This is a genomic window from Streptomyces sp. NPDC048461 (genome assembly GCF_055587105.1).
Genome location: NZ_JBVJGW010000022.1, coordinates 54,766 through 75,812, shown reverse-complemented (window position 1 = coordinate 75,812; position 21,047 = coordinate 54,766). Strand labels below are relative to the sequence as shown.

The following is a 21,047-nucleotide window of genomic DNA, read 5'->3' as shown; positions in this document are numbered from 1 at the left end:
CGAGACGCCCGAGCCGATCTCGACTGCATGCGGCCCCCCGGCGGTTGAGCGGCCCCCGTCTACCCGCCCGGAATGACGATCACCGGGCAGTCCGCGCGGTACAGGAGCCCGTGGGCGACCGAGCCGAGCCGGATGCCCGAGTAGCCGCCCCTGCCCCGGCGGCCCACGATCAGGGCAGAGGCGTGCTCCGCTGCCTCGGCCAGGCATTCGACCGGGTGCCCGGTCGGGACCTCGCCGGTGATTTTGACGTCCTCGTACTCCTGTACCCAGCCTCGGATCGTGTCGGTCAGCATGCGGTGCTGGGCCCTGACGGCCGCGGTCTCGTTCTGGAACGAATAGACCGGTGGCTGCCACACCGACACGGCGTGCAGCTCGCAGCCGCGGAGGCCGGCCTCCTGAAAGGCCATGGCCACGGCCATCTTCGAGGACTCGCTGCCGTCGACTCCGACGACGAGATGGGACGGCTCCCGGCTGCCGCCTCCGCCGGCGCCCACGACGACGACCGGGCAGGAGGCCTGCGCGGTGACGGGCAGAACAACGGAGCAGGCACTGAAGATCTCCTGCGGCCGGTTCAGCCGGCTCGAACCCAAAACGACCATGCGGGCGTGTCTGGACGTCCCGCAGAGGACGGGTACCGGATCACCGTCACGCAAGACGGTCGCCAGATCCGTGCCGGGATGACGCTCACGCGCCCATGCGGCGGCCTCTTCGAGGGCGTCCGAGTCGGCCCGTCGCACGGCGTTGTGCCGCGCGCTGTCGTCGTCGGCCAGGCCGGGGTCGTACGGCGGGGGTACGGCCAGGACCAGGCGGAGCCGGACCTTGCGGCGGTGTGCCTCGTCGGCTCCCCAGGCAAGGGGCAGGAGCCACCCTCCGGCGGGGTCGATCCCCACCGCGATTTCACGTCCCTCCCCGATGTCCCGTCTTTCCGCGGCAGCCGTCATGACGCGTCGCTCCCCTGCTCCTCATCGTGGCGTGGAATGAGCTCGACGGGACAGTGCGCGTGGTGCAGGAGGCTGTGCGTGACGCGGCCCAGGGTGGGCCCGAAGCAACCGGGTGATCGGCGGCCTCCCATGACGAGCAGGGCGGCGTGGCCGGATGCCTCGACCAGGACGGAAGCCACCGACACGCTCTTCTCGGCATCCGCGTCCACCGTCAGTGTGGGGAACTCCTCGCGCACGCGGGCGGCGACGGACTCCAGGCTGCGGAAATGGCGGCCGGCGAACTCGTCGACATCATCGAGCATGGTGACGACGCTTCCGGCGTACTGAAGGATGTTCCACACAGTCAGCAGGCGCAGCGTCGCCTTGCGCAGCTCGGCTTCGCGGGCGGCGTGTTGGGCGCATTCGAGGTCGTATTCGTCGCGCACCGCAGCCAGCACCACCGCGTTCTGATCATGCTCCCCACCTCCGCGCACCACGATGACGGGGGTCGTGGCTCCTGCCGCGACTCCCAGACCGACCGATCCCAGCAGCAGCGAATCGAAGCCGCCCAGCCCCCGGTGACCGACCACGGTGGTGCCGTGCTTCGCCGCCACCCGGTGCAGGCCGGACACCGGGTCCCGGCGGCTGTACTCCGTGGTGACGCCAAGCGCCGGAAATCGCTCCGAGACGGCGCGGGCCGTAGCCTCCAGCAGGTCCCGGCCGGCCACGTGGACCCGCTCGGCGGTCTCCGCCGACAGGTAGAAGATCCGGTCGGCGGTATCTGCGGCGTAGAAGATGCGCAGCGGGCTGTTGCGTCGGGCTGCCTCGGCCGCGGCCCACAATGCGGCCCTCCGCGCGGTCTCGGACCCGTCGACGCCGACGACGACCGAGCCGAGGTCCGGACGCTTTTGAGTGGCGCCTTCCATGGCTTCCTCCTCTGCCGAACAACGTCGAGGGTGTCCCTCCAGGCTGTCACCAGGGCCGGCGCGAGGAGCGGGCCACAGGGGCCGGCGAAGGGACCGAACGTCCCTTGCAGGCCTCGCAGCGTTTCGGCGACGGCGCGACTCCGGGCACCGTGCCCGGGACCGGTCAGTCCGGGCGCAGGACCGTTCGGCCCTCGCGCCGCGGGCAGGGCAGGGCGGATGGTGGCTGGTGAGGCGCTCCGCACGGCGCGCCTGGGCGCCGATGGGAGGGCCCCACATGAGGCACGCCAAAGTCGGCTTCCTGATGACCGACGAGGTCGTATCGGTCGTCGGTCGCACTCCGTCCGCGGACGTGGCCGCGCTGCTCGTCGAACACGACATCAGCGGGCTGCCGGTCGTGGACGAGGACGACCGCGTCATCGGGGTCGTCTCGCGAACCGATCTCCTCGTCCGCGGTGACCACACCGCCCGGGAAGTCATGTCGGCGCCCCCCGTCACCATCCATGCCGAGCAGACCGTCACGGAAGCCGCCCGCCTCATGACCCGGCGCGGCGTGAAGAGAATCCCTGTCGTCGACGAGGAGGGCCGCCTGGTCGGCATCGTGACCAGACGGGACCTGCTCCGGGTGTTCCTGCGCCCGGACCACGAGATACGGCGCTGCCTGATCGAGGACGTGCTCGGCGAGACCATGGGTATCGCCTCCGGCGCGGTGGAGGTGCACGTCGTGGACGGGCTCGTCACCCTGGACGGCCTCCTGGCAAGAGGCAGCCAGATTCCCGTCGTTCTGCGGCTGGCCCGGCAGGTGGACGGAGTCGTCTCGGTGACCGACCGGCTCACCCCGCGGTTCGACGATTCCCGCCGCGCCCCGCCGGATCGCGGTACCGGCACCGGCCCTCGGTGACGCCGCGTACTGCTGAGCCCTCAAGGCCGGTAGATGAGCTCGACCGTCATCGCGACGATCACCGCCCAGACGCCCAGGCCCAGCAGCCACATGGCGTCCAAGAGGATCCCGGCGCCAATGACGGGCAGGCCGGCCGCGCCGAGGGTGAGGGTCGCCCGGCGGATACCGCGGTCGGGGAGCCAGTCGATGGTCACGTAGTGAGGATCGCGCCGGACCCCCACCCTGGCGAGGGTCCGGCGCGATCCCTGTCGGCATCTTGACGTCGACGGCCGGGGTCAGCCCGCGTGGACGTGGGGGCGGCGCGTGCGGTCGGGTTCCGCCTCGCGGATGACCTCGCGGGTGACCGGGGCGACCTCGCCCTGGCCGAAGAGGAAGAAGCGGAGGAAGTTGGCCATCGGATTGCCCTCGGTCCACTCGAAGTAGATGTGGGGGCGCTGCCCGGTCGCATCCCGGACGTGCAGGAGCAGCGCTGCCAGGGCGTTGGGGATGCTGGAGCTCTCCAGGGTGAGGACGCGGTAGCGGTCGTGGAGCACCTCGCCGCGCACCCGCATGCCGGACTCGAACTCTGATGCGTCCAGGACGGTGACCTCGACGAACATGACGTCGTCGCCGGGTGGGATGTCGTTGTCCGCCCGGATCTGCTCGACCTTCTCGCGGTACTCGGCACGGTCCCGGTTGTCGGGCTCGTTCGCGATGAACCGGATGGTGCGGTTGGCGGTGTCGCGGACGAACCGCTGCGCCATGTCGTCCAGTTCCACGTGGGTGACGCGCAGCTCGAAGACGCGGGCGAGGCGGGAAAGGAGGGACAGGGCCATGATGCCGCCGATGAAGCAGGCGCCGATCTTCACGCCGTCGGGGCGCTCCACGACGTTGACGGCCGTCGTGTAGATGAAGACCGCGGAGATGATGCCGAAGCCGATGGTCCAGCCGCGCTCCCCCGCCCGACGGGCCGCGATGGTCACGGCTACGGCAGCCGAGGTGATGAGGACCAGGACGCCGGTGGCGTACGCACCACCCTGCGCGTCCACGTCGGCGTCGAAGATCCAGGTCACCAGGAAGGCGATCAGGGTGAAGACGATGACCATGGGGCGCAGGGCCCGGGCCCAGTGCGGGGCCATGCCGTAGCGGGGCAGGTAGCGGGGCATCAGGTTGAGCAGGCCGGCCATGGCGGAGGAGCCGGCGAACCAGAGGATGAGGATCGTGGAGATGTCGTAGATGGTGCCGAAGGCGGAGCCCAGGTACTCGTGGGCGAGGTAGGCGAGGGCGCGGCCGTTGGCTTCGCCGCCTGGCTTGAACTGGTCGGCGGGGATGAGGAGCGTGGTGATGAAGCTGGAGCTGATCAGGAAGACGCTCATGATGATGGCCGCGGTCGTCAGCAGCTTCTTGGCGCCCCGGATCCGGCCCGCGGGCTTTTCGACGGTGTCTTCGGGGTCGCCCTTGACGTGCGGCATGACCGCGACGCCCGTTTCGAAACCGGAGAGCCCGAGTGCGAGCTTCGGGAACACGATGAGCGCGATGGCGATCATCATGAAGGGGTTGCCGTGCTCGGTGGTCAGCGCGGTCGTCCAGTCGGTGATGACGTGGGGTTCGGCCATCACCTGCCACAGCCCGACGGCCACCACGACGACGTTCAGGCTGAGGTAGGTGGCCACCAGGACGACGGCAACGCCTATGGCCTCGCTGAAGCCCTTGAGGAAGACGGCGCCGAGGAGGGCGATCATGATGAGGGTGATCAGGACCTCGTGGCCGTGCAGGGTGCTGGTGAGGTGTGGGTTCTCCACCAAGTGTGCGGTCGCGTCGGCGGACGAGAGCGTGATGGTGATCAGGAAGTCGGTTGCCGCGAACCCGAGCAGGGTCAGGACGAACAGCTTCCCCTTCCAGAACGTCAGCAGCCGCTCCAGCATCGCGATGGAGCCTTCGCCGTGGGGGCTCTCCTCGGCCACCCGCCGGTAGACCGGCAGCGCGCCGAAGAGGGTGAGGAGCACCAGCACGATGGTGGCCAGAGGCGACAGCAGTCCGGCCGCGAGGGCGGCGATGCCGGGCTGATAGCCGAGGGTGGAGAAGTAGTCGAGGCCCGTCAGGCACATGACCCGCCACCACGGCCGACCGTGGGGCTGGGCCGCCGCCTCCTTGGCGGCGGGCGAACTGTTCTCGGCGGTCAAGCCTTCCAGCATCCACGCGCGCAGGCGCGTGGAGCGGGCCGGGGTGGCCATCGTGGGTGCTCCTGTCGTACGGCAGAGAATCAGCCATCGGCATCGACGGCTGAGTCAGCGTACGCAGCGAGATCCTTTTTGCACGGGTCTGAGGCAATACTGACGCGTCCTTAACGCGGACGCGCCAGTCGGGAGCCGAGCCGTGGGCTCGACCGGACAGTCAGCCCAAGCCGGGAACGGTGGACACCAGGAGGTCGATGAGCTTGATGCCGACGAAGGGCAGGACCAGACCGCCGAGGCCGTAGACGCCGAGGTTGCGGCGCAGGAGGTCGTGGGCGGAAGCGGGCTTGTAGCGGACACCGCGCAGGGCGAGCGGGATCAGGGCGACGATGATCAGCGCGTTGAAGATGATCGCCGAGGTGATCGCGGAGGTCGGGCTGCTCAGGCCCATGATGTTGAGGGCTTCGAGCCCGGGGTGGGCCGCGGTGAACATGGCCGGAATGATCGCGAAGTACTTCGCGACGTCGTTCGTGATCGAGAAGGTCGTCAGGGCGCCCCGGGTGATGAGGAGTTGCTTGCCGATCTCGACGATCTCGATGAGCTTGGTGGGGTTGGAGTCGAGGTCCACCATGTTCCCGGCCTCCTTCGCGGCCGAGGTGCCGGTGTTCATCGCCACGCCTACATCGGCTTGGGCGAGGGCCGGGGCGTCGTTCGTACCGTCTCCGGTCATCGCGACCAGTTTGCCGCCGGCCTGTTCCCGCTTGATGAGGGCCATCTTGTCCTCGGGAGTGGCCTCGGCGAGGTATTCGTCCACGCCCGCCTCGGCGGCGATGGCGCGGGCCGTCAGCTCGTTGTCCCCCGTGACCATGACCGTACGGATCCCCATGGCCCGGAGTTCCGCGAAGCGCTCCCGGATGCCGTCCTTGACGACGTCCTTCAGGTGGATGATGCCGAGGACGCGCGGGCCGTCCCAGTCGTGGACCGCGACCAGCAGCGGGGTCCCGCCGGATGCGGAGACGGCCGCCGACCATGCGGCGGCCTCCGCGGGTACGGTGCCGCCGCGGGCCGCCACCCAGTCGCAGACCTGCGTCACCGCGCCCTTTCGGATGGCGCAGCCGGCACCGTTGTCCCAGCTCAGGTTGACGCCGCTCATCCGGGTGCGGGCGCTGAACTCGGTGAAGCGGGGGTTGCTGAGGTCCTCGGAGGCGGCCGGCTGGAGTCCGTACCGCTGGGCCAGGGCGACGACGGACCGTCCTTCGGGGGTCTCGTCGGCGAGGGAGGACAGCTGGGCGGCGTCGGCCAGCTTGGTGTGGTCGGTCCCGGGGAGCGGGATGAACTCGGCTGCCTCGCGGTTGCCGTGGGTGATGGTGCCGGTCTTGTCGAGGAGGAGGGTGTTCACGTCGCCCGCGGCCTCGACGGCGCGGCCGCTCAGCGCGATGACGTTGCGCTGGACGAGGCGGTCCATGCCGGCGATGCCGATCGCGGAGAGCAGGGCGCCGATGGTGGTGGGGATGAGGGTGACGAGGAGGGCGACCAGCACGGTCGTCGACTGGGCGGCGCCCGCGTATGCGGCCATGGGCTGGATGCCGACCACGATCAGGATGAAGATCACGGTCAGGGCCGCCAGCAGGATGTTCAGCGCGATCTCGTTCGGGGTCTTCTGCCGGGACGCGCCCTCGACCAGGGCGATCATCCGGTCGATGAAGCTGTTTCCCGGGCGTGAGGTGACGCGTATGACGATCGAGTCGGAGAGCACCGTCGTGCCGCCGGTCACCGAGGACCGGTCGCCGCCCGACTCCCGCAGGACCGGGGCCGATTCGCCGGTGACGGCGGACTCGTCCACCATCGCGGCGCCGTCGACGACATCGCCGTCGGCCGGGACGGATTCGCCGGCCTCGACGAGCACGAAGTCGAAGGGCTGGAGCTCGGCCGGGGTGACCGCCTCGGTCTCGGCATGGCGCAGGTTCGCGCCGTACGTCCAGTGGTTCAGGCGCAGCGCGACCGTGTCCGTACGCGCCTTGCGCAGCGACTCGGCCTGGGCGCGGCCGCGGCCTTCGGCGACGGCTTCGGCGAGGTTGGCGAAGAGGACGGTGAGCCAGAGCCAGACGCTGATCACCCAGGTGAAGACGGAGGGGTGCATCACTGCGGAGAGCGTGGTGAGGAGCGATCCGACGGCGACGACGAACAGCACCGGCTTCTTGACCAGTTCGCGCGGGTGCAGCTTGGCCACGGCCTCCCGGGCCGAGGTGGCGAGGAGCTCGGGCTCCAGTACGTTCACCTGGCCGGAGCGTTTCCGGGACGGACGGTTGACCGGCGTCCGTGGAGGTGTGCCGGGACCCGGGGGTACGTGCTGCGTGGCGGCGGGAGGCATGGAGCGACCTTCTGACGAGATCAACGGGGTGCGGGAGAGGGTGTCGCCGCCGGGGACTGGCTCGCATGGACCCCCTCGGCCGTCATGTGAGTGATCGAGGTCCCCGGCAGCGCAACAGACAGGAAACTAGCGCCCGTTCATGGGTGGTCCCGCATTCGGGCGGGGGAATTGGCACCTTCTTGACGGCGGCGCACGAGGCGCGTCAGGTCGCCGTCAAGGGCGCGTCGACGCAGGCCGGCGTGCGTCGTCGGTGATGCGGAAGCGCAGTCGGCAGATGACTGCGTCGGTGTCGCGGCGTACGGCGTGGGCGACGACGGAGCCTCGCTGGTTCTGGAGCATCCGCTGCCACAGGTGGGCGGGTTCGGTCTCCGGGATGAGGACGGTCACCTGGGCGTCCGGGTGCGTCCGGGCCAGTTCGCGCACGTAGGCCGACACGGGCCGGCCGAGCGAGCGGCTCTGCGAGGTGATCTCGGTCAGCTCGACTCCGGGCTTCCACAGCTCCCAGTCCCGGCGGAGCGCTTCGGCTGCCTGCCGGTCCTCCGGAGCGCAGTGCGTGACGGTCACGGCGACGACGTCGTCGCCGAGCGAGCGGGCGGCGGTGAGCGCCTGGCAGGTGAGCCGGGAAAGCCCGGAGACGGGTACGACGACCAGGGAGCGGGAGCTGTGGGGCGGCTGCGGGATCCGGCCGAGTTCCAGGCGTTCGCCGATCTGCGCGTAGGCCCGGCGGACGCGTCCGAAGCCGAGGACGAGCAGCGGCAGGGCGAGGACGATCAGCCAGGCGCCTTCGGTGAACTTGGTGGCGGTGACCACGACTGCGGAGACACCGGTCAGCAGCGCGCCGAAGGCGTTGAGGGCGGCCTTGGCCCGCCAGCCCTTGGGGCGCTCGCCGTGCCAGTGCCGGACCATGCCGATCTGGCAGATGGTGAAGCCGACGAAGACACCGATCGCGAAGAGCGGGACGAGGGTGTTGGTGTCGCCTCCGGAGAACACGAGCAGGGCGGCTGACACGAGCGCCAGCCACACGACCCCGTGGCGGTGCACTTGGCGGTCTGCCTTGAGGGCGAAGACGTGCGGCAGGTAGTTGTCGCGGGCGAGCAGGCTCATGAGCACCGGGAGCCCGCCGAAGGAGGTGTTCGCGGCCAGGGCCAGCAGCACCATGGTCGCGAACTGGACCACGTAGAAAGCCGCGTTGTGCCCGAACGAGGCGTCCGCGAGCTGGGCGAGAACGGTGACGCCCTCGACGGGCTGGAGGTGGAAGCGGCCGATCAGCACCGACAGCCCGATCAGCATGACGCCGAGCAGAGCGCCGAGGGCGACCTCGGTGCGCTGGGCGCGCCGGGCGGCCGGGGCCCGGAACGACGGCACGGCGTTGGCAACCGCCTCGACGCCCGTCAGGGCGGAGCAGCCGGCCGCGAAGGCCTTCAGCAGCAGGAGCGCGCCGACCGCGGTGGCGCCCTCGCCCAGGGCCGAGGCGTGCCCGGTGGCGGAGGCGGTGCTCACCGGACCGTCACGGAAGAGACCGACCGCGACCATGGTCAGGATCGACCCGACGAACACGGCCGTCGGGACGAGGAATGCCTTGGCGGAGTCGACGACGCCGCGCAGGTTCACCGCCGTGACCAGGACCAGAACGGCTGGACAGATCCACACCCGTTCCCCGTGCAGATCGGGGAAGGCCGAGGTCAGCGCGGCGACTCCGGCGGTGACGGAGACGGCCACGTTCAGGACGTAGTCGAGGATCAGCGAGGCCGCGGCCACCAGGCTCGTACGGCGTCCCAGGTGCTTCCTCGCGACGGCGTACGAGCCGCCGCCGTCCGGGAACGCCGCGATCACCTGGCGGTACGAGGCCACCAGTACGGCGAGCAGCGCCGCGATCGCCAGGGTGACGGGGAGGGTGAACCCCAGGCCGTAGGCGCCGGCCGCCGCCAGGACCAGCACGATCGACTCGGGCCCGTAGGCGACGGAGGCCATCGCGTCCAGCGACAGCGCGGCCAGGCCCTGGAGCGCGGTCAGCCGGTGCCGGTCCCCCTCGGCGGGCACCGTGACGCCGGTATCAGGGGGTTCCTCCGTGCTCGGCGCCTGTCCTGTCGTGGCCGGCTTTCGCATGTGTAGAGCCATCTTCGCTGGTTCCTCCGTTGGACAAAGTGAGGACAGCGTCCTGATGCCGTGGCCGGATGACCAGGGAGATTGGCGCGATCCATACGCCCACCGGCCCACTCTTCACGCGCTCCTGACGCCGGGACCCGAATGCCGTATGAGGTGCGTCAAGACCCCGCCAGGGTGCGTTGCTGCCCGCGCCCCCAGGTGCACGCTGAAGGCGGGCGACGCAGCCCGATCGCACACATCGAAGGAGAAGCAGCGGATGGACGCGGAAAACGTGGTCGGGCTCATCGTCGCCCTCGCCCTGCTCGGCTACCTCGTGGCCGCTCTGATCAGGCCCGAGAAGTTCTGATCCGAGGTTCTGCCCTCCGGACAGGAGGCATCACCTGTCCGGATACCGACTCCATGGCCCCGCCGCTCTGCTCGCGGGGCTCGTGGCCCCCTTCCTCGTGGCGCTCGCGCTCGTGCCGTTCCGCACGGAGCTCTCCGCGACGAACGGGGCTCTGCTCATGGATCGTCTCGCTGCGCCGTGGCGACCGGATCACCGAGTACGCCGAGTGGCCGGACGGGCAGACGGAACTGCGGGGCTTCGGCGGCGGCCACTGCTACGGCCGCTTCCTCCTCGACCCGGTCCCCGGACACCCCCTGCCGCCCGAAGAGGCCCGCTTGGTGGCCGTCGCCCCGGCCGCGCAGGCAGGCGCCGCCCTGGACACGGCCGGCCTGTCCCACCAGGGCTGAGCGGCGATTCGCAGCCCTCGCGTATGGGCGGCGTCAAGAGTTCCTCGGCGTCCGTATGGACCCCGTCAAAGCGTCTTAACGCCGGGGTGAAGACACGGTTGTCTCGTCATTGGCCATCTGGCCGATTCATTACTTCCTTCTTCATCCAGGAGCTCGCGATGGCCGATCTGGCCTTCGTCGTCACCACGGTCGCGATATTCGCGCTGGTGGCCCTTATCGCCCGGGGGGTGACCAAGCTGTGACGATCGAGAACATCGTCGGCCTGCTGGTCGCCGTCTCCCTGCTCGGTTACCTCGTCCTCGCCCTCGTGTACCCGGAGAGGTTCTGAGCACTGCCATGAGCCCCGTAACCGCTGGAGTGCTCCAGCTGCTCGCGCTGATAGCCGCCCTCGCGCTGGCCTACCGCCCGCTGGGCGACTACATGGCCCGCGTCTACTCCTCCGAAAAGCACTACAAGCCGGAGAAGTGGATCTACAAAGCCATCGGCGCCAACCCCTCGGCCGAGATGCGCTGGCCCGCCTACCTGCGCGCCGTCCTCGCCTTCTCCGCCGTGAGCGTCCTGTTCCTCTACGGACTCCAGCGACTGCAAGGCAGCCTCCCGGGCTCGCTCGGCTTCGTGTCGATCGACCCGGACCAGGCCTTCAACACCGCCGCGTCGTTCGTGGCCAACACCAACTGGCAGTCGTACTACGGCGAGCAGGCCATGGGCCACGTCGTACAGACCGGCGGCCTGGCGGTACAGAACTTCGTCTCCGCCGCCGTCGGCATGGCCGTCGCGGTGGCCCTCGTACGGGGCTTCTCCCGCTCCCGCACCGGCGAACTCGGCAACTTCTGGTCCGACCTGGTCCGCGGCACCGTCCGCATCCTTCTTCCCCTCTCCGTGATCGGCGCGGTGATCCTCGTCGCGTGCGGCGTCATCCAGAACTTCGCCGGCATCCACGAGGTCGGCCAGTTCATGGGCGGCTCGCAGCAGTGGAACGCCGGCGCGGTCGCCTCGCAGGAGGTCATCAAGGAACTCGGCACGAACGGCGGCGGCTACTTCAACGCCAACTCCGCCCACCCCTTCGAGAACCCCACCCCCTTCTCCAACCTCTTCGAGATCTTCCTGATCCTGCTCATCCCCTTCGCGCTGACCCGCACCTTCGGCCGGATGGTCGGCAACCTGCGCCAGGGCTACGCGATCCTCGCCACCATGGGCATCATCTGGATCGCGTTCACCGGCCTGATGATGTGGACCGAGTTCGCCCACCACGGCCCGGCGCTGGACGTCGCGGGCGGGGCTATGGAGGGCAAGGAGACGCGCTTCGGCATCGGCGGATCGTCGATCTTCGCCGTCGCCACCACCCTCACCTCCACCGGTGCGGTGAACTCCTTCCACTCGTCCTACACCGGGCTCGGCGGCGGCATCGCGATGCTGGGCATGCAGCTCGGCGAGATCGCCCCCGGCGGCGTCGGCTCCGGCCTCTACGGCATGCTGATCATGGCGATCATCGCCGTCTTCATCGCCGGCCTGATGGTCGGCCGCACCCCCGAATACCTCGGCAAGAAGATCGGCACCCGGCAGATCAAGCTCGCCGCCTGCTACATCCTCATCACCCCCGCCCTCGTCCTCGGCTTCACGGCCGCCGCGATGGCGCTGGACACCCCGGCGAACTCGATGACCAACACCGGGGCACACGGATTCTCCGAGATCCTCTACGCCTACACCTCTGGTGCCAACAACAACGGCTCGGCCTTCGCGGGCCTGAACGCCGACACACAGTGGTTCAACAGCACCATCGGCATCGCCATGCTGCTGGGCCGCTTCCTGCCCATGGTGTTCGTCCTGGCCCTCGCCGGCTCGCTCGCCGAGCAGAAGCCCGTCCCCGAGACCGCGGGCACCCTGCGCACCGACAAGCCGCTCTACGCGGGCCTGCTCGTCGGAACGATCCTCATCATCACCGGACTGACCTACTTCCCGGCGCTGGCGCTGGGTCCGCTCGCCGAAGGGCTCGCCTCATGAGCACCGCCACGCCCACCAGGGCTCCGCACCAGGACGTACCCACCGGCCACAAGACGGGCGCCGGACGGGTCGGCGGCGGCCTCTTCGACCCCAAGCAGCTGCTGAAGTCCTTCCCGGACGCCGTGCGCAAGCTCGACCCCCGCATCATGATCAAGTCCCCGGTCATGTTCGTCGTACTGATCGGCTCGGTCGTGACGACCGTACTGGCGGTCAGGGACCCGGGCGACTGGTTCGGCTGGGCCATCACCGCCTGGCTGTGGCTCACCACCATCTTCGCCAACCTCGCAGAAGCCGTCGCCGAAGGCCGCGGCAAGGCGCAGGCCGACACCCTGCGCAAGGCCAAGACCGACTCGGTCGCCCGCCGCCTGACCGAGGACGGCCGGAGCGAGGAGCAGGTCCCGGGAGCCGAGCTGAGCATCGGCGATCTGGTGGTCTGCGAAGCCGGGGACGTCATCCCCGGTGACGGGGACGTCGTGGAAGGCGTCGCGTCGGTCGACGAGTCGGCCATCACCGGCGAGTCCGCGCCGGTGATCCGGGAGTCGGGCGGCGACCGCTCGGCCGTGACCGGTGGCACGAAGGTGCTCTCCGACCGGATCGTCGTCAAGATCACGACGAAGCCCGGCGAGACCTTCATCGACCGGATGATCGCGCTCGTGGAGGGCGCCGCCAGGCAGAAGACGCCCAACGAGATCGCGCTGAACATCCTCCTCGCGTCCCTCACGATCGTCTTCCTGCTGGCCGTCGTCACCCTCCAGCCGTTCGCGATCTACGCGGGCGCCGAGCAGTCGATGATCGTGCTGACCGCCCTGCTGGTCTGCCTGATCCCGACCACGATCGGCGCGCTGCTGTCCGCGATCGGCATCGCGGGAATGGACCGGCTCGTCCAGCGCAACGTCCTCGCGATGAGCGGTCGTGCGGTGGAAGCCGCCGGAGACGTGTCGACGCTGCTGCTCGACAAGACCGGCACCATCACCCTCGGCAACCGCCAGGCGTCCGAGTTCGTCCCGGTCACGGGCACCACGGCGGCGGAACTGGCGGACGCCGCCCAGCTGTCGTCCCTCGCGGACGAGACGCCCGAGGGCCGGTCGATCGTGGTCCTGGCGAAGGAGAAATACGGGCTGCGCGAGCGCCACCAGGGCGAGCTGGCGCACGCCGAGTGGATCGCCTTCACCGCCCAGACCCGTATGTCGGGCGTGGACGTGGACGGGAAGCAGACCCGCAAGGGCGCGGCCGGTTCTGTCATCACCTGGGTCCGGGAGCAGGGTGGTCAGGTCTCCGACGACGCCGACACTCTGGCCAACAAGATCTCCGAGGCCGGCGGCACGCCGCTGCTCGTCGCCGTGAAGGACATCAAGGGCGCTCGCGTGCTGGGCGTCATTCACCTCAAGGACGTGGTCAAGGAGGGCATGCGCGAGCGGTTCGAGGAACTGCGCCGCATGGGCATCAAGACGGTCATGATCACGGGCGACAACCCGCTGACGGCGAAGGCCATCGCCGAAGAGGCAGGCGTCGACGACTTCCTCGCCGAGGCCACGCCCGAGGACAAGATGGCCCTCATCAAGCGGGAACAGGCCGGCGGCAAGCTCGTCGCGATGACCGGAGACGGTACGAACGACGCCCCGGCCCTCGCCCAGGCCGACGTCGGCGTCGCGATGAACACCGGCACCTCGGCCGCCAAGGAGGCCGGGAACATGGTGGACCTCGACTCCAACCCCACCAAACTCATCGAGATCGTCGAGATCGGCAAGCAGCTCCTCATCACCCGCGGGGCACTGACCACGTTCTCCATCGCCAACGACGTCGCCAAGTACTTCGCGATCATCCCCGCCATGTTCGCCGTGGTCTACCCGGGCCTGGACAAGCTCAACATCATGGGCCTGGCCTCGCCCGAGTCCGCGATCCTCTCGGCCGTCATCTTCAACGCGCTGATCATCATCGCCCTGGTCCCGCTCGCCCTCAAGGGCGTCCAGTACCGGCCCACCAGCGCCGACAAGATGCTCCGCCGCAACATCGGGATCTACGGACTCGGCGGCCTCGTCGCCCCGTTCATCGGCATCAAGCTCATCGACCTGCTCATCTCCCTCATCCCCGGAATCGGCTGATCTGCGATGAACAACTCTGTAGGGAACGCTGCACGGTTGCTCGGGGCGGGCCTGCGCGCCCTCCTCGTCCTGACCGTGATCTGCGGCGTCATCTATCCCCTCGCCGTCACCGGGATCGCCCAGGCCCTGTTCAGCGACAAGGCCAACGGCTCCGAGATCAAGGACAACGGTGGCCAGGTCGTCGGGTCCTCCCTCATCGGGCAGACGTACATCCTCCCGAAGAACGATCCGGATGACGCCGAGGAGGCGGCGCGGCCGGACCTGAAGTGGTTCCAGCCGCGCCCCTCGAACGGCCTGGGCAGCAACAGCGTCAATACCCAGTACTCGCTGATCCTCTCCGGCGCCACCAACCGCTCCGCCGACAACGGCGCCGTGAACGGGGTCTGCACCAAGGACGCGGAGGAGGGCACCCTCTGCGCCCAGGTCGTCGCCGCGAAGGAAGCCGTCATCGCGGACAACTCCACGGCCGGCCACCAGGTCAAGCCGGAAGACGTCCCCGCCGACGCCGTCACCTCCTCCGGGTCCGGCCTCGACCCGAACATCTCCCCCGAGTACGCCAAGCTCCAGGTCCACCGGATCGCCGAGCAGAACAAAATCGACGTCAAGCAGGTCGACAAGCTCGTCGCCGACCACACCCAGGGCCGCGTCCTCGGATTCATGGGCGAACCCCGTGTCAACGTCCTCGAGCTCAACATCGCTCTGAAGGCGCTCTCCAAGAGCTGATGTTCCACAACGCACGTCTCCGGGAGCCTGCGGGGCGCGCCGCTTCCCCCGGCCCCGGCCTCGGCCGGGGCCGGCAACCGGCCCGCCGGCTCCCGCCGTGCCCGTACCGAAGGAAAGGCTGCACACCGATGACCCGGGTGCTGGTGGTGGAGGACGATCCCCAGCTCGTCCGCGCGCTGAGGATCAACCTCCAGGCGCGCAAGTTCGAGGTCGAGGAGGCCGGCGACGGCGGATCGGCCCTGCGGCTCGCGGCGGCGCGCACGCCGGACGTCATCGTGCTGGACCTCGGCCTGCCCGACATGGACGGCATCGACGTCATCAAGGGCGTCCGCGGCTGGAGCAAGGTCCCCATCCTGGTCCTCTCCGCACGCCACACCTCCGAGGACAAGATCCGGGCCCTGGACGCCGGCGCCGACGACTACGTGACGAAACCGTTCAGCATGGACGAGCTCCTGGCCCGCCTCCGGGCGGCCACCCGTAGACAGGAAGCCCCGGCGGCTTCGCAGGCCACCGAGGTCTCCGTCGTCACGACCGACGAATTCACCATCGACCTGGTCGCGAAGAAGGTGCGGCGGGGTGAGCGCAGCGTGCGGCTCACCCCGACCGAATGGCACCTGCTGGAGATCCTGATCACCCACCCCGGCCGTCTGATCACACAGAGTCGGCTCCTGCTGGAGGTGTGGGGGCCGACGTACGGGGAGAACACCAACTACCTGCGCGTCTACATGGCCCAGCTCCGGCGCAAACTGGAAGCGGACCCCTCCCACCCCCGCTACCTGATCACCGAACCGGGTATGGGGTACCGCTTCGAACCCTGATCCCCACCACACCCCCCAGCACAGAAGAGACGGAACATGGGACGCGGCAAGCTCCGCATCTACCTCGGCGCGGCGCCGGGCGTCGGCAAGACGTACGCCATGCTGTCCGAGGCGCACCGCCGGATCGAGCGGGGCACCGACTGCGTCGTCGGCTTCGTCGAGCACCACTCCAGGCCCCGCACCGAGGTGATGCTGCACGGCCTGGAGCTCATCGAGCGGCGCGAGATCGAGTACCGGGGCTCCACCTTCGCCGAGATGGACGTGGACGCGATCCTGTCGCGGCGCCCCGCAGTGGCGCTGGTGGACGAGCTGGCGCACACCAACGTCCCCGGCTCCCGCAACGCCAAGCGGTGGCAGGACGTGGAGGAGCTCCTCCAGGCCGGCATCGACGTCGTGTCCACCGTCAACATCCAGCACCTGGAGTCGCTGGGCGACGTCGTCGAGACGATCACCGGGGTGCGGCAGCGGGAGACCGTCCCGGACGAGGTGGCGCGGCGCGCCGACCAGATCGAGCTGGTCGACATGTCCCCGCAGGCACTGCGCCGTCGCATGGCGCACGGCAACGTCTACAAGCCCGACAAGGTCGACGCGGCCCTCTCGAACTACTTCCGGCCCGGGAACCTGACCGCCCTGCGCGAGCTCGCGCTGCTGTGGGTCGCGGACCGCGTGGACGAGTACCTCCAGGAGTACCGCGGCGAGCACAACATCCGCTCCACCTGGCAGGCCCGCGAACGCATCGTCGTCGGCCTCACCGGCGGCCCGGAGGGCCGTACCCTCATTCGCCGCGCGGCCCGCCTCGCCGAGAAGGGCGCGGGCGGCGAGGTCCTTGCCGTCTACATCGCCGCCAGCGACGGACTGACGTCCGCCTCACCCAAGGAGCTGGCCGTCCAGCGGACGCTGGTCGAGGACCTCGGCGGCACCTTCCACCACGTCATAGGCGACAGCGTCCCCGACGCGCTCCTGGAGTTCGCCCGCGGCTGCAACGCCACCCAGATCGTGCTGGGCGTCAGCCGCAGACGGTCGTGGCAGTCCGTCTTCAGCCCCGGTGTCAGCGCCACGGTCGCCCGCGAATCCGGCCCGGACCTCGACGTCCACATCGTCACCCACGACGAGGCTGCCAAGGGCCGCCGTACCCTGCCCGTCACACGGGGCGCGCGCCTCGGCCGCTCCCGCATCATCTGGGGCTGGCTCACCGGCATCGCCGGGCCCGCGCTGCTCGCCGTCCTGCTCAACCTGGTCGTGCCGGACCTGGGCCTGGCCAACGACATGCTGCTCTTCCTGACCTTCACGGTCGCGGCGGCCCTGCTCGGCGGGCTGCTCCCCGCACTGGCCTCGGCAGCGTTCGGCTCCCTGTTGCTGAACTACTTCTTCACCCCGCCGCTGCACGAGTTCACCATCTCCGACCCGAAGAACATCGTCGCCATAGCGATCTTCGTCGGTGTGGCGGTGTCCGTCGCCTCGGTGGTCGACCTGGCCGCCCGGCGTACCCACCAGGCCGCCCGGCTGCGCGCCGAGTCCGAGATCCTCTCCTTCCTCGCCGGCAGCGTCCTGCGCGGCGAGAACTCCCTCGACGCCCTCCTGGAGCGCCTGCGCGAGACCTTCGCCATGCAGTCGGTCACCCTCCTGGAGCGCACCAGCGAAGTCGACCCCTGGACCGCGGCGGCTTCCGTCGGCACCAGCCCGGTCGGACGGCCGGAGGACGCGGACGTGGACCTGCCCATAGGCGACACCATGGCTCTCGCCCTCACCGGCCGGGTCCTGCCCGCCGAGGACCGCCGCGTCCTCGGTGCCTTCGCCGCACAGGCGGCCGTGGTCCTCGACCGTCAGCGCCTCGTCGACGAGGCCGAGAAGTCACGGGCGCTCGCCGAGGGCAACCGCATCCGCACCGCCCTCCTGGCCGCCGTCAGCCACGACCTGCGGACCCCACTCGCCGGCATCAAGGCCTCCGTCACCTCCCTGCGCTCAGCCGACGTCGAATGGTCCGAGGAAGACAAGGCCGAGCTCCTCGAAGGCATCGAGGACGGCGCCGACCGCCTCTCCGCCCTCATCGGGAACCTGCTCGACATGTCCCGTCTCAACACCGGCACCGTCGTCCCACTGATCCGCGAGACGGACCTCGACGAGGTGGTCCCGATGGCCCTTGGCGGCGTTCCGGAGGACAGCGTCGACCTGGACATCTCCGAGACGCTCCCGATGATCGCCGTCGACCGGGGTCTGCTGGAACGGGCCGTCGCCAACATCGTGGAGAACGCCGTGAAGTACAGCCCCGAGGGGCAACCCGTCCACGTGTCCGCCAGCGCCCTGGGCAGCCGCGTCGAGCTGCGCGTCGTCGACCGCGGGCCCGGGGTCCCGGACGAGGCCAAGGACCGTATCTTCGAGCCTTTCCAGCGCCACGGCGACGCCCCGCGGGGCGCCGGAGTCGGCCTGGGCCTCGCCGTCGCCCGGGGCTTCACGGAAGCCATCGGCGGCACCCTCACCGCAGAGGACACTCCCGGCGGCGGCCTCACCATGGTCATCACTCTCCCCGTGGCAGGCAGCGCTCCCCCGGTCAGCGCGGAACTCCCGACCTCGGCGGTCACCTGACCCCGTACGGATCCTCCGTACGGGCGCCCACGCACGCGAGCCGTCCGGCCCCCGGTATCCCCACACCGGAGAGCCGGACGGCTCCTGTGTTGCGCGACAGCTGACGGGCGCACGGTCGCACCGTCCCTTACCCCACGGTGGGACCGTGCTCTTCGTCCGCGGTGTTCAGGCCACCGCCGACGCCGCGTGCCGCCGGCCCGTCGCCGGCTCCGTCGCACGATCAGTCTGCGCCGGGTGAAAGACCTGGGAAGCGCCCCTTGACGTGTTCCTTCCGCTCAGAAATCGATCTTTGACGCCGGCCTGACGCCGGGCATCAGAAGGTCGTCAAAGAGCGTCCGCGGGCTTGCCCGCCACACCTTCGATGCGGTGGGATCGAGTCATGAACAGCGGTCCGCGCCACGACGATCGGCCACCTCATCAGGTGCAGCCGACGGCGCCCGCTGTCCGCCCGGCCCTCTGACATCGGCCGCGCGTCCTCTGCGTACCCGCCGCCGGCGTCCTGACGGACTCCGGCCATCGGGGCTCCGTACGCGTTCCCACCTTCACCGCATGGCCTGAGCCCGCCCACGTCCCTGTATGACGCCGGGGCGCAGGGCGCGTCAGCCGTGCCCGTTTCCAGGAATCCCACATGTCTGCATCCCCGTCCGGACGTACCGTCCTCGTCACCGGCGCCACCGCCGGCATCGGCTACGAGACCGCTCGCCTGCTCGCCCGGAGCGGCGCCGTCGTCCTGCTCCACGGCCGTACCGCCGAAGAGGCCCAGGCCGCGACCGACCGCCTCATCGCCGCCGACGGCATCGCCAGCGGCCAGCTGCGGCCGCTCGCCGCCGACTTCGTCCGCCTGGAGGAGGTCGAGAACCTGGCGCACGCCGTCGTACGCGAGTACCCGCACCTCGACGTACTCGTCAACAACGCGGCCATCGCCGCACCCGAGCGCCACACGCTCGCGCCCGACGGCAACGAGGTCGCCTTCCAGGTCAACTTCCTCGCGCACTACCTCCTCACCAACCTCCTGGAGCCCGCCCTCACGAGCGACCCGGGCGGCCGCGTCGTCAACGTGTCCTCCTCGCTCCACCGCACCGGCGCCATCCAGTGGAACGACCCCCAGCGGCTGCGGCGCTGCTCCCGGCTCGCCGCCTACGCTCAGTCGCAGCTGGCCCTGACCGTCTTCGCCGCCGACCCGCGCGTCACCGCCGTCTCCGTGAACCCCGGCGTGTGCGCGACCGGTCTCCTTCCCCTCTACGGACACGAGGGTGCCCCGGCCACCGAGGGCGCCCGACACGTCGTGCGGCTCTGCGACCCGGCGACCGACATCGTCAACGGCGCGTACTACGACCGCTCCGAGCGCGTCGCCCCGGCACCGGCAGCCACCGAGGACCGCACCGTCAAGCGCCTCAACAAGCTCGCCGACCTCCTCGTCGGCCACACCGCCTGAAGGGGCACGCCACCGTGTCCAAGCGCTCCCGCAAGAAGAAGGCCCGCCGCCGCAAGGGAGCCAACCGCGGCTCCAAACCCGGTCAGCGCTGAGCCTCCGGCCTCTGTGCGGGGCGGCCCTCACGCGGGAGGGCCGCCCCGCCTCCACATACTCCGGTACCGCTCACACCTCGAAGCGGTACCCCATACCGGGAGCGGTGATCAGGTGACGCGGGTGCGACGGGTCCGCTTCCAGCTTCCGCCGCAGGTGCGCCATGTACACCCGCAGGTAGTTGGTCTGCGTCCCGTACGAGGAACCCCATACCTCCTGGAGGAGCCTGCGCTGGCTGACCATCCGGCCGCGGTTGCGGATCAGGACCTCCAGCAGGTGCCATTCCGTCGGTGTGAGTCTGACGTTCTTCCCTTTCCGCCTGACCTTCCTCGCCGGCAGGTCGACGGTGAACTCCTCGGTCTCCACCACCGCTTCGTCCGAGGCGGTCGCGCTGCGGTCGGGCGTACGGCGGACCACGGCCGCCAGCCGGGCAAGCAGTTCGTCCATGCTGAAGGGCTTGGTGATGTAGTCGTCGGCGCCGGCGTCGAGGGCCTGGATCTTGTCGCTCGAACCGTGGCGGGCGGAGACGACCAGTACGGGTACCTGCGACCACCCCCGCAGGTTCTTGATCACCTGGATCCCGTCCATGTCGGGCAGCCCGAGGTCCAGCAGGACCGCGTCCGGCCGGCAGGCTGCAACGGCGTCCAGGGCCTCACCCCCGTCCTGCGCGGACTTCACCTCGTACTTGCGTGCCTCCAGGTTCATGACCATCAGCCGAGCGAGCTGCGGTTCGTCATCGACCACCAGCACCCGGGTCATCGGCGTGCCGCCTTCCTGTCGTGCGTCCTGCGGAGACGGGACGGCTCACTCGAGCAAACAGCCGTTTCCTCCCGTGCCGACGGGCGTTGACGACGTCCATACGCCCACGGACGTGACCTTGACGGCCTCCCTACGGGAGCGGGGCCGGCCCGTGTAAGAGCTGTGTCAAGGACGCTCCGACCTCGTTGAGTGCGGGCTCGCCACCCCGTTGTATGGACGAGGTGAACAACGGTCAGCGCCATCACGACCGGCCACCTCATACTGTGCGCCCGGCCCCGCGCGCTGCTCACCCGACGGTGCGCTGAAGCGCCCTCCGATCCGCGGCCGCCCGTCCCCGCCCGTACGACGGGCGGCCGCTCCCGCCCCGTGCCCACCGCCGTCCCGGCAGGCGCGGGGCGCCACCGTTCGCAGGCACCGGTGCCCTGCTTTC

18 protein-coding genes are annotated in these 21,047 nt (G+C 69.9%); 11 read left to right on the top strand and 7 right to left on the bottom strand.

Translation table 11 applies throughout. From position 1 onward, the window contains the following. Positions 1 to 59: 59 nt before the first annotated feature. Complete coding sequence (locus tag ACZ6S8_RS30120) at positions 60 to 941, bottom strand: universal stress protein (protein ID WP_469460574.1); 882 nt, start codon at positions 939 to 941, stop codon at positions 60 to 62. Continuing rightward, positions 938 to 1,846: a universal stress protein gene (locus tag ACZ6S8_RS30115; protein ID WP_469460573.1), complete on the bottom strand. Its 909-nt coding sequence runs from the start codon at positions 1,844 to 1,846 to the stop codon at positions 938 to 940. Before ACZ6S8_RS30115 ends, ACZ6S8_RS30120 begins: the two co-directional genes overlap by 4 nt. A 274-nt stretch (positions 1,847 to 2,120) precedes the next feature. On the opposite strand from ACZ6S8_RS30115, the gene ACZ6S8_RS30110 reads away from it, so the two are divergent. Further along, positions 2,121 to 2,744, top strand: a complete 624-nt coding sequence (locus ACZ6S8_RS30110; protein WP_469460572.1) for a CBS domain-containing protein — start codon at positions 2,121 to 2,123, stop codon at positions 2,742 to 2,744. A gap of 20 nt (positions 2,745 to 2,764) precedes the next feature. On the opposite strand, the gene ACZ6S8_RS30105 is transcribed toward ACZ6S8_RS30110, so the two are convergent. From ACZ6S8_RS30105 to ACZ6S8_RS30090, 4 genes are all read right to left on the bottom strand, one after another. After that, positions 2,765 to 2,938, bottom strand: coding sequence for a hypothetical protein (locus ACZ6S8_RS30105; RefSeq protein WP_469460571.1), 174 nt, complete (start codon positions 2,936 to 2,938; stop codon positions 2,765 to 2,767). Between the two features lie 81 nt (positions 2,939 to 3,019). Then, positions 3,020 to 4,957, bottom strand: coding sequence for an APC family permease (locus tag ACZ6S8_RS30100; protein ID WP_469460570.1), 1,938 nt, complete (start codon positions 4,955 to 4,957; stop codon positions 3,020 to 3,022). Between the two features lie 160 nt (positions 4,958 to 5,117). Then, positions 5,118 to 7,268 (bottom strand): potassium-transporting ATPase subunit KdpB, encoded by a 2,151-nt coding sequence (gene kdpB, locus ACZ6S8_RS30095; RefSeq protein ID WP_469460569.1) that lies wholly within the window; start codon positions 7,266 to 7,268, stop codon positions 5,118 to 5,120. A 213-nt stretch (positions 7,269 to 7,481) separates the two neighbouring features. Further along, complete coding sequence (locus ACZ6S8_RS30090; RefSeq protein ID WP_469460568.1) at positions 7,482 to 9,374, bottom strand: APC family permease; 1,893 nt, start codon at positions 9,372 to 9,374, stop codon at positions 7,482 to 7,484. 256 nt (positions 9,375 to 9,630) lie between these two features. Here ACZ6S8_RS30090 and kdpF (ACZ6S8_RS30085) point away from each other — a divergent pair, with 256 nt between their 5' ends. The 10 genes from kdpF (ACZ6S8_RS30085) (at position 9,631) to ACZ6S8_RS30040 (ending at position 19,768) form a co-directional block, all read left to right on the top strand. Continuing rightward, a complete protein-coding gene (gene kdpF / locus ACZ6S8_RS30085; RefSeq protein ID WP_267724319.1) occupies positions 9,631 to 9,720 on the top strand; it encodes a K(+)-transporting ATPase subunit F in 90 nt (29 codons plus the stop codon). Positions 9,721 to 9,773: 53 nt separating this feature from the next. Beyond that, positions 9,774 to 10,106 (top strand): hypothetical protein, encoded by a 333-nt coding sequence (locus ACZ6S8_RS30080; protein WP_469460567.1) that lies wholly within the window; start codon positions 9,774 to 9,776, stop codon positions 10,104 to 10,106. A 23-nt stretch (positions 10,107 to 10,129) separates the two neighbouring features. Continuing rightward, the gene (locus ACZ6S8_RS30075) at positions 10,130 to 10,348 is read left to right on the top strand and encodes a hypothetical protein (RefSeq protein ID WP_469460566.1); all 219 of its coding nucleotides are present in this window, start codon (positions 10,130 to 10,132) and stop codon (positions 10,346 to 10,348) included. Beyond that, entirely contained in the window at positions 10,345 to 10,434 is a 90-nt protein-coding gene (gene kdpF / locus ACZ6S8_RS30070) for a K(+)-transporting ATPase subunit F (RefSeq protein ID WP_388893622.1), read from the top strand. Before ACZ6S8_RS30075 ends, kdpF (ACZ6S8_RS30070) begins: the two co-directional genes overlap by 4 nt. A gap of 8 nt (positions 10,435 to 10,442) precedes the next feature. Then, a complete protein-coding gene (gene kdpA / locus ACZ6S8_RS30065) occupies positions 10,443 to 12,107 on the top strand; it encodes a potassium-transporting ATPase subunit KdpA (RefSeq protein ID WP_469460565.1) in 1,665 nt (554 codons plus the stop codon). Continuing rightward, a complete protein-coding gene (gene kdpB, locus ACZ6S8_RS30060) occupies positions 12,104 to 14,209 on the top strand; it encodes a potassium-transporting ATPase subunit KdpB (RefSeq protein WP_469460564.1) in 2,106 nt (701 codons plus the stop codon). The genes kdpA and kdpB (ACZ6S8_RS30060) overlap by 4 nt, the downstream gene beginning before the upstream one ends. Positions 14,210 to 14,215: 6 nt before the next feature. Beyond that, positions 14,216 to 14,932 carry a potassium-transporting ATPase subunit C gene (locus ACZ6S8_RS30055; protein ID WP_469460563.1) on the top strand — a complete coding sequence of 239 codons (717 nt, stop codon included), beginning with the start codon at positions 14,216 to 14,218 and terminating at the stop codon, positions 14,930 to 14,932. Positions 14,933 to 15,060: 128 nt separating this feature from the next. Continuing rightward, the gene (locus ACZ6S8_RS30050; RefSeq protein WP_469460562.1) at positions 15,061 to 15,750 is read left to right on the top strand and encodes a response regulator; all 690 of its coding nucleotides are present in this window, start codon (positions 15,061 to 15,063) and stop codon (positions 15,748 to 15,750) included. Between the two features lie 36 nt (positions 15,751 to 15,786). Beyond that, the gene (locus ACZ6S8_RS30045; RefSeq protein ID WP_469460561.1) at positions 15,787 to 18,333 is read left to right on the top strand and encodes an ATP-binding protein; all 2,547 of its coding nucleotides are present in this window, start codon (positions 15,787 to 15,789) and stop codon (positions 18,331 to 18,333) included. 628 nt (positions 18,334 to 18,961) lie between these two features. Further along, complete coding sequence (locus ACZ6S8_RS30040) at positions 18,962 to 19,768, top strand: SDR family NAD(P)-dependent oxidoreductase (protein ID WP_469460560.1); 807 nt, start codon at positions 18,962 to 18,964, stop codon at positions 19,766 to 19,768. A 162-nt stretch (positions 19,769 to 19,930) separates the two neighbouring features. On the opposite strand, the gene ACZ6S8_RS30035 is transcribed toward ACZ6S8_RS30040, so the two are convergent. Next, positions 19,931 to 20,617, bottom strand: a complete 687-nt coding sequence (locus ACZ6S8_RS30035; RefSeq protein ID WP_469460559.1) for a response regulator — start codon at positions 20,615 to 20,617, stop codon at positions 19,931 to 19,933. Positions 20,618 to 21,047 lie beyond the last annotated feature (430 nt).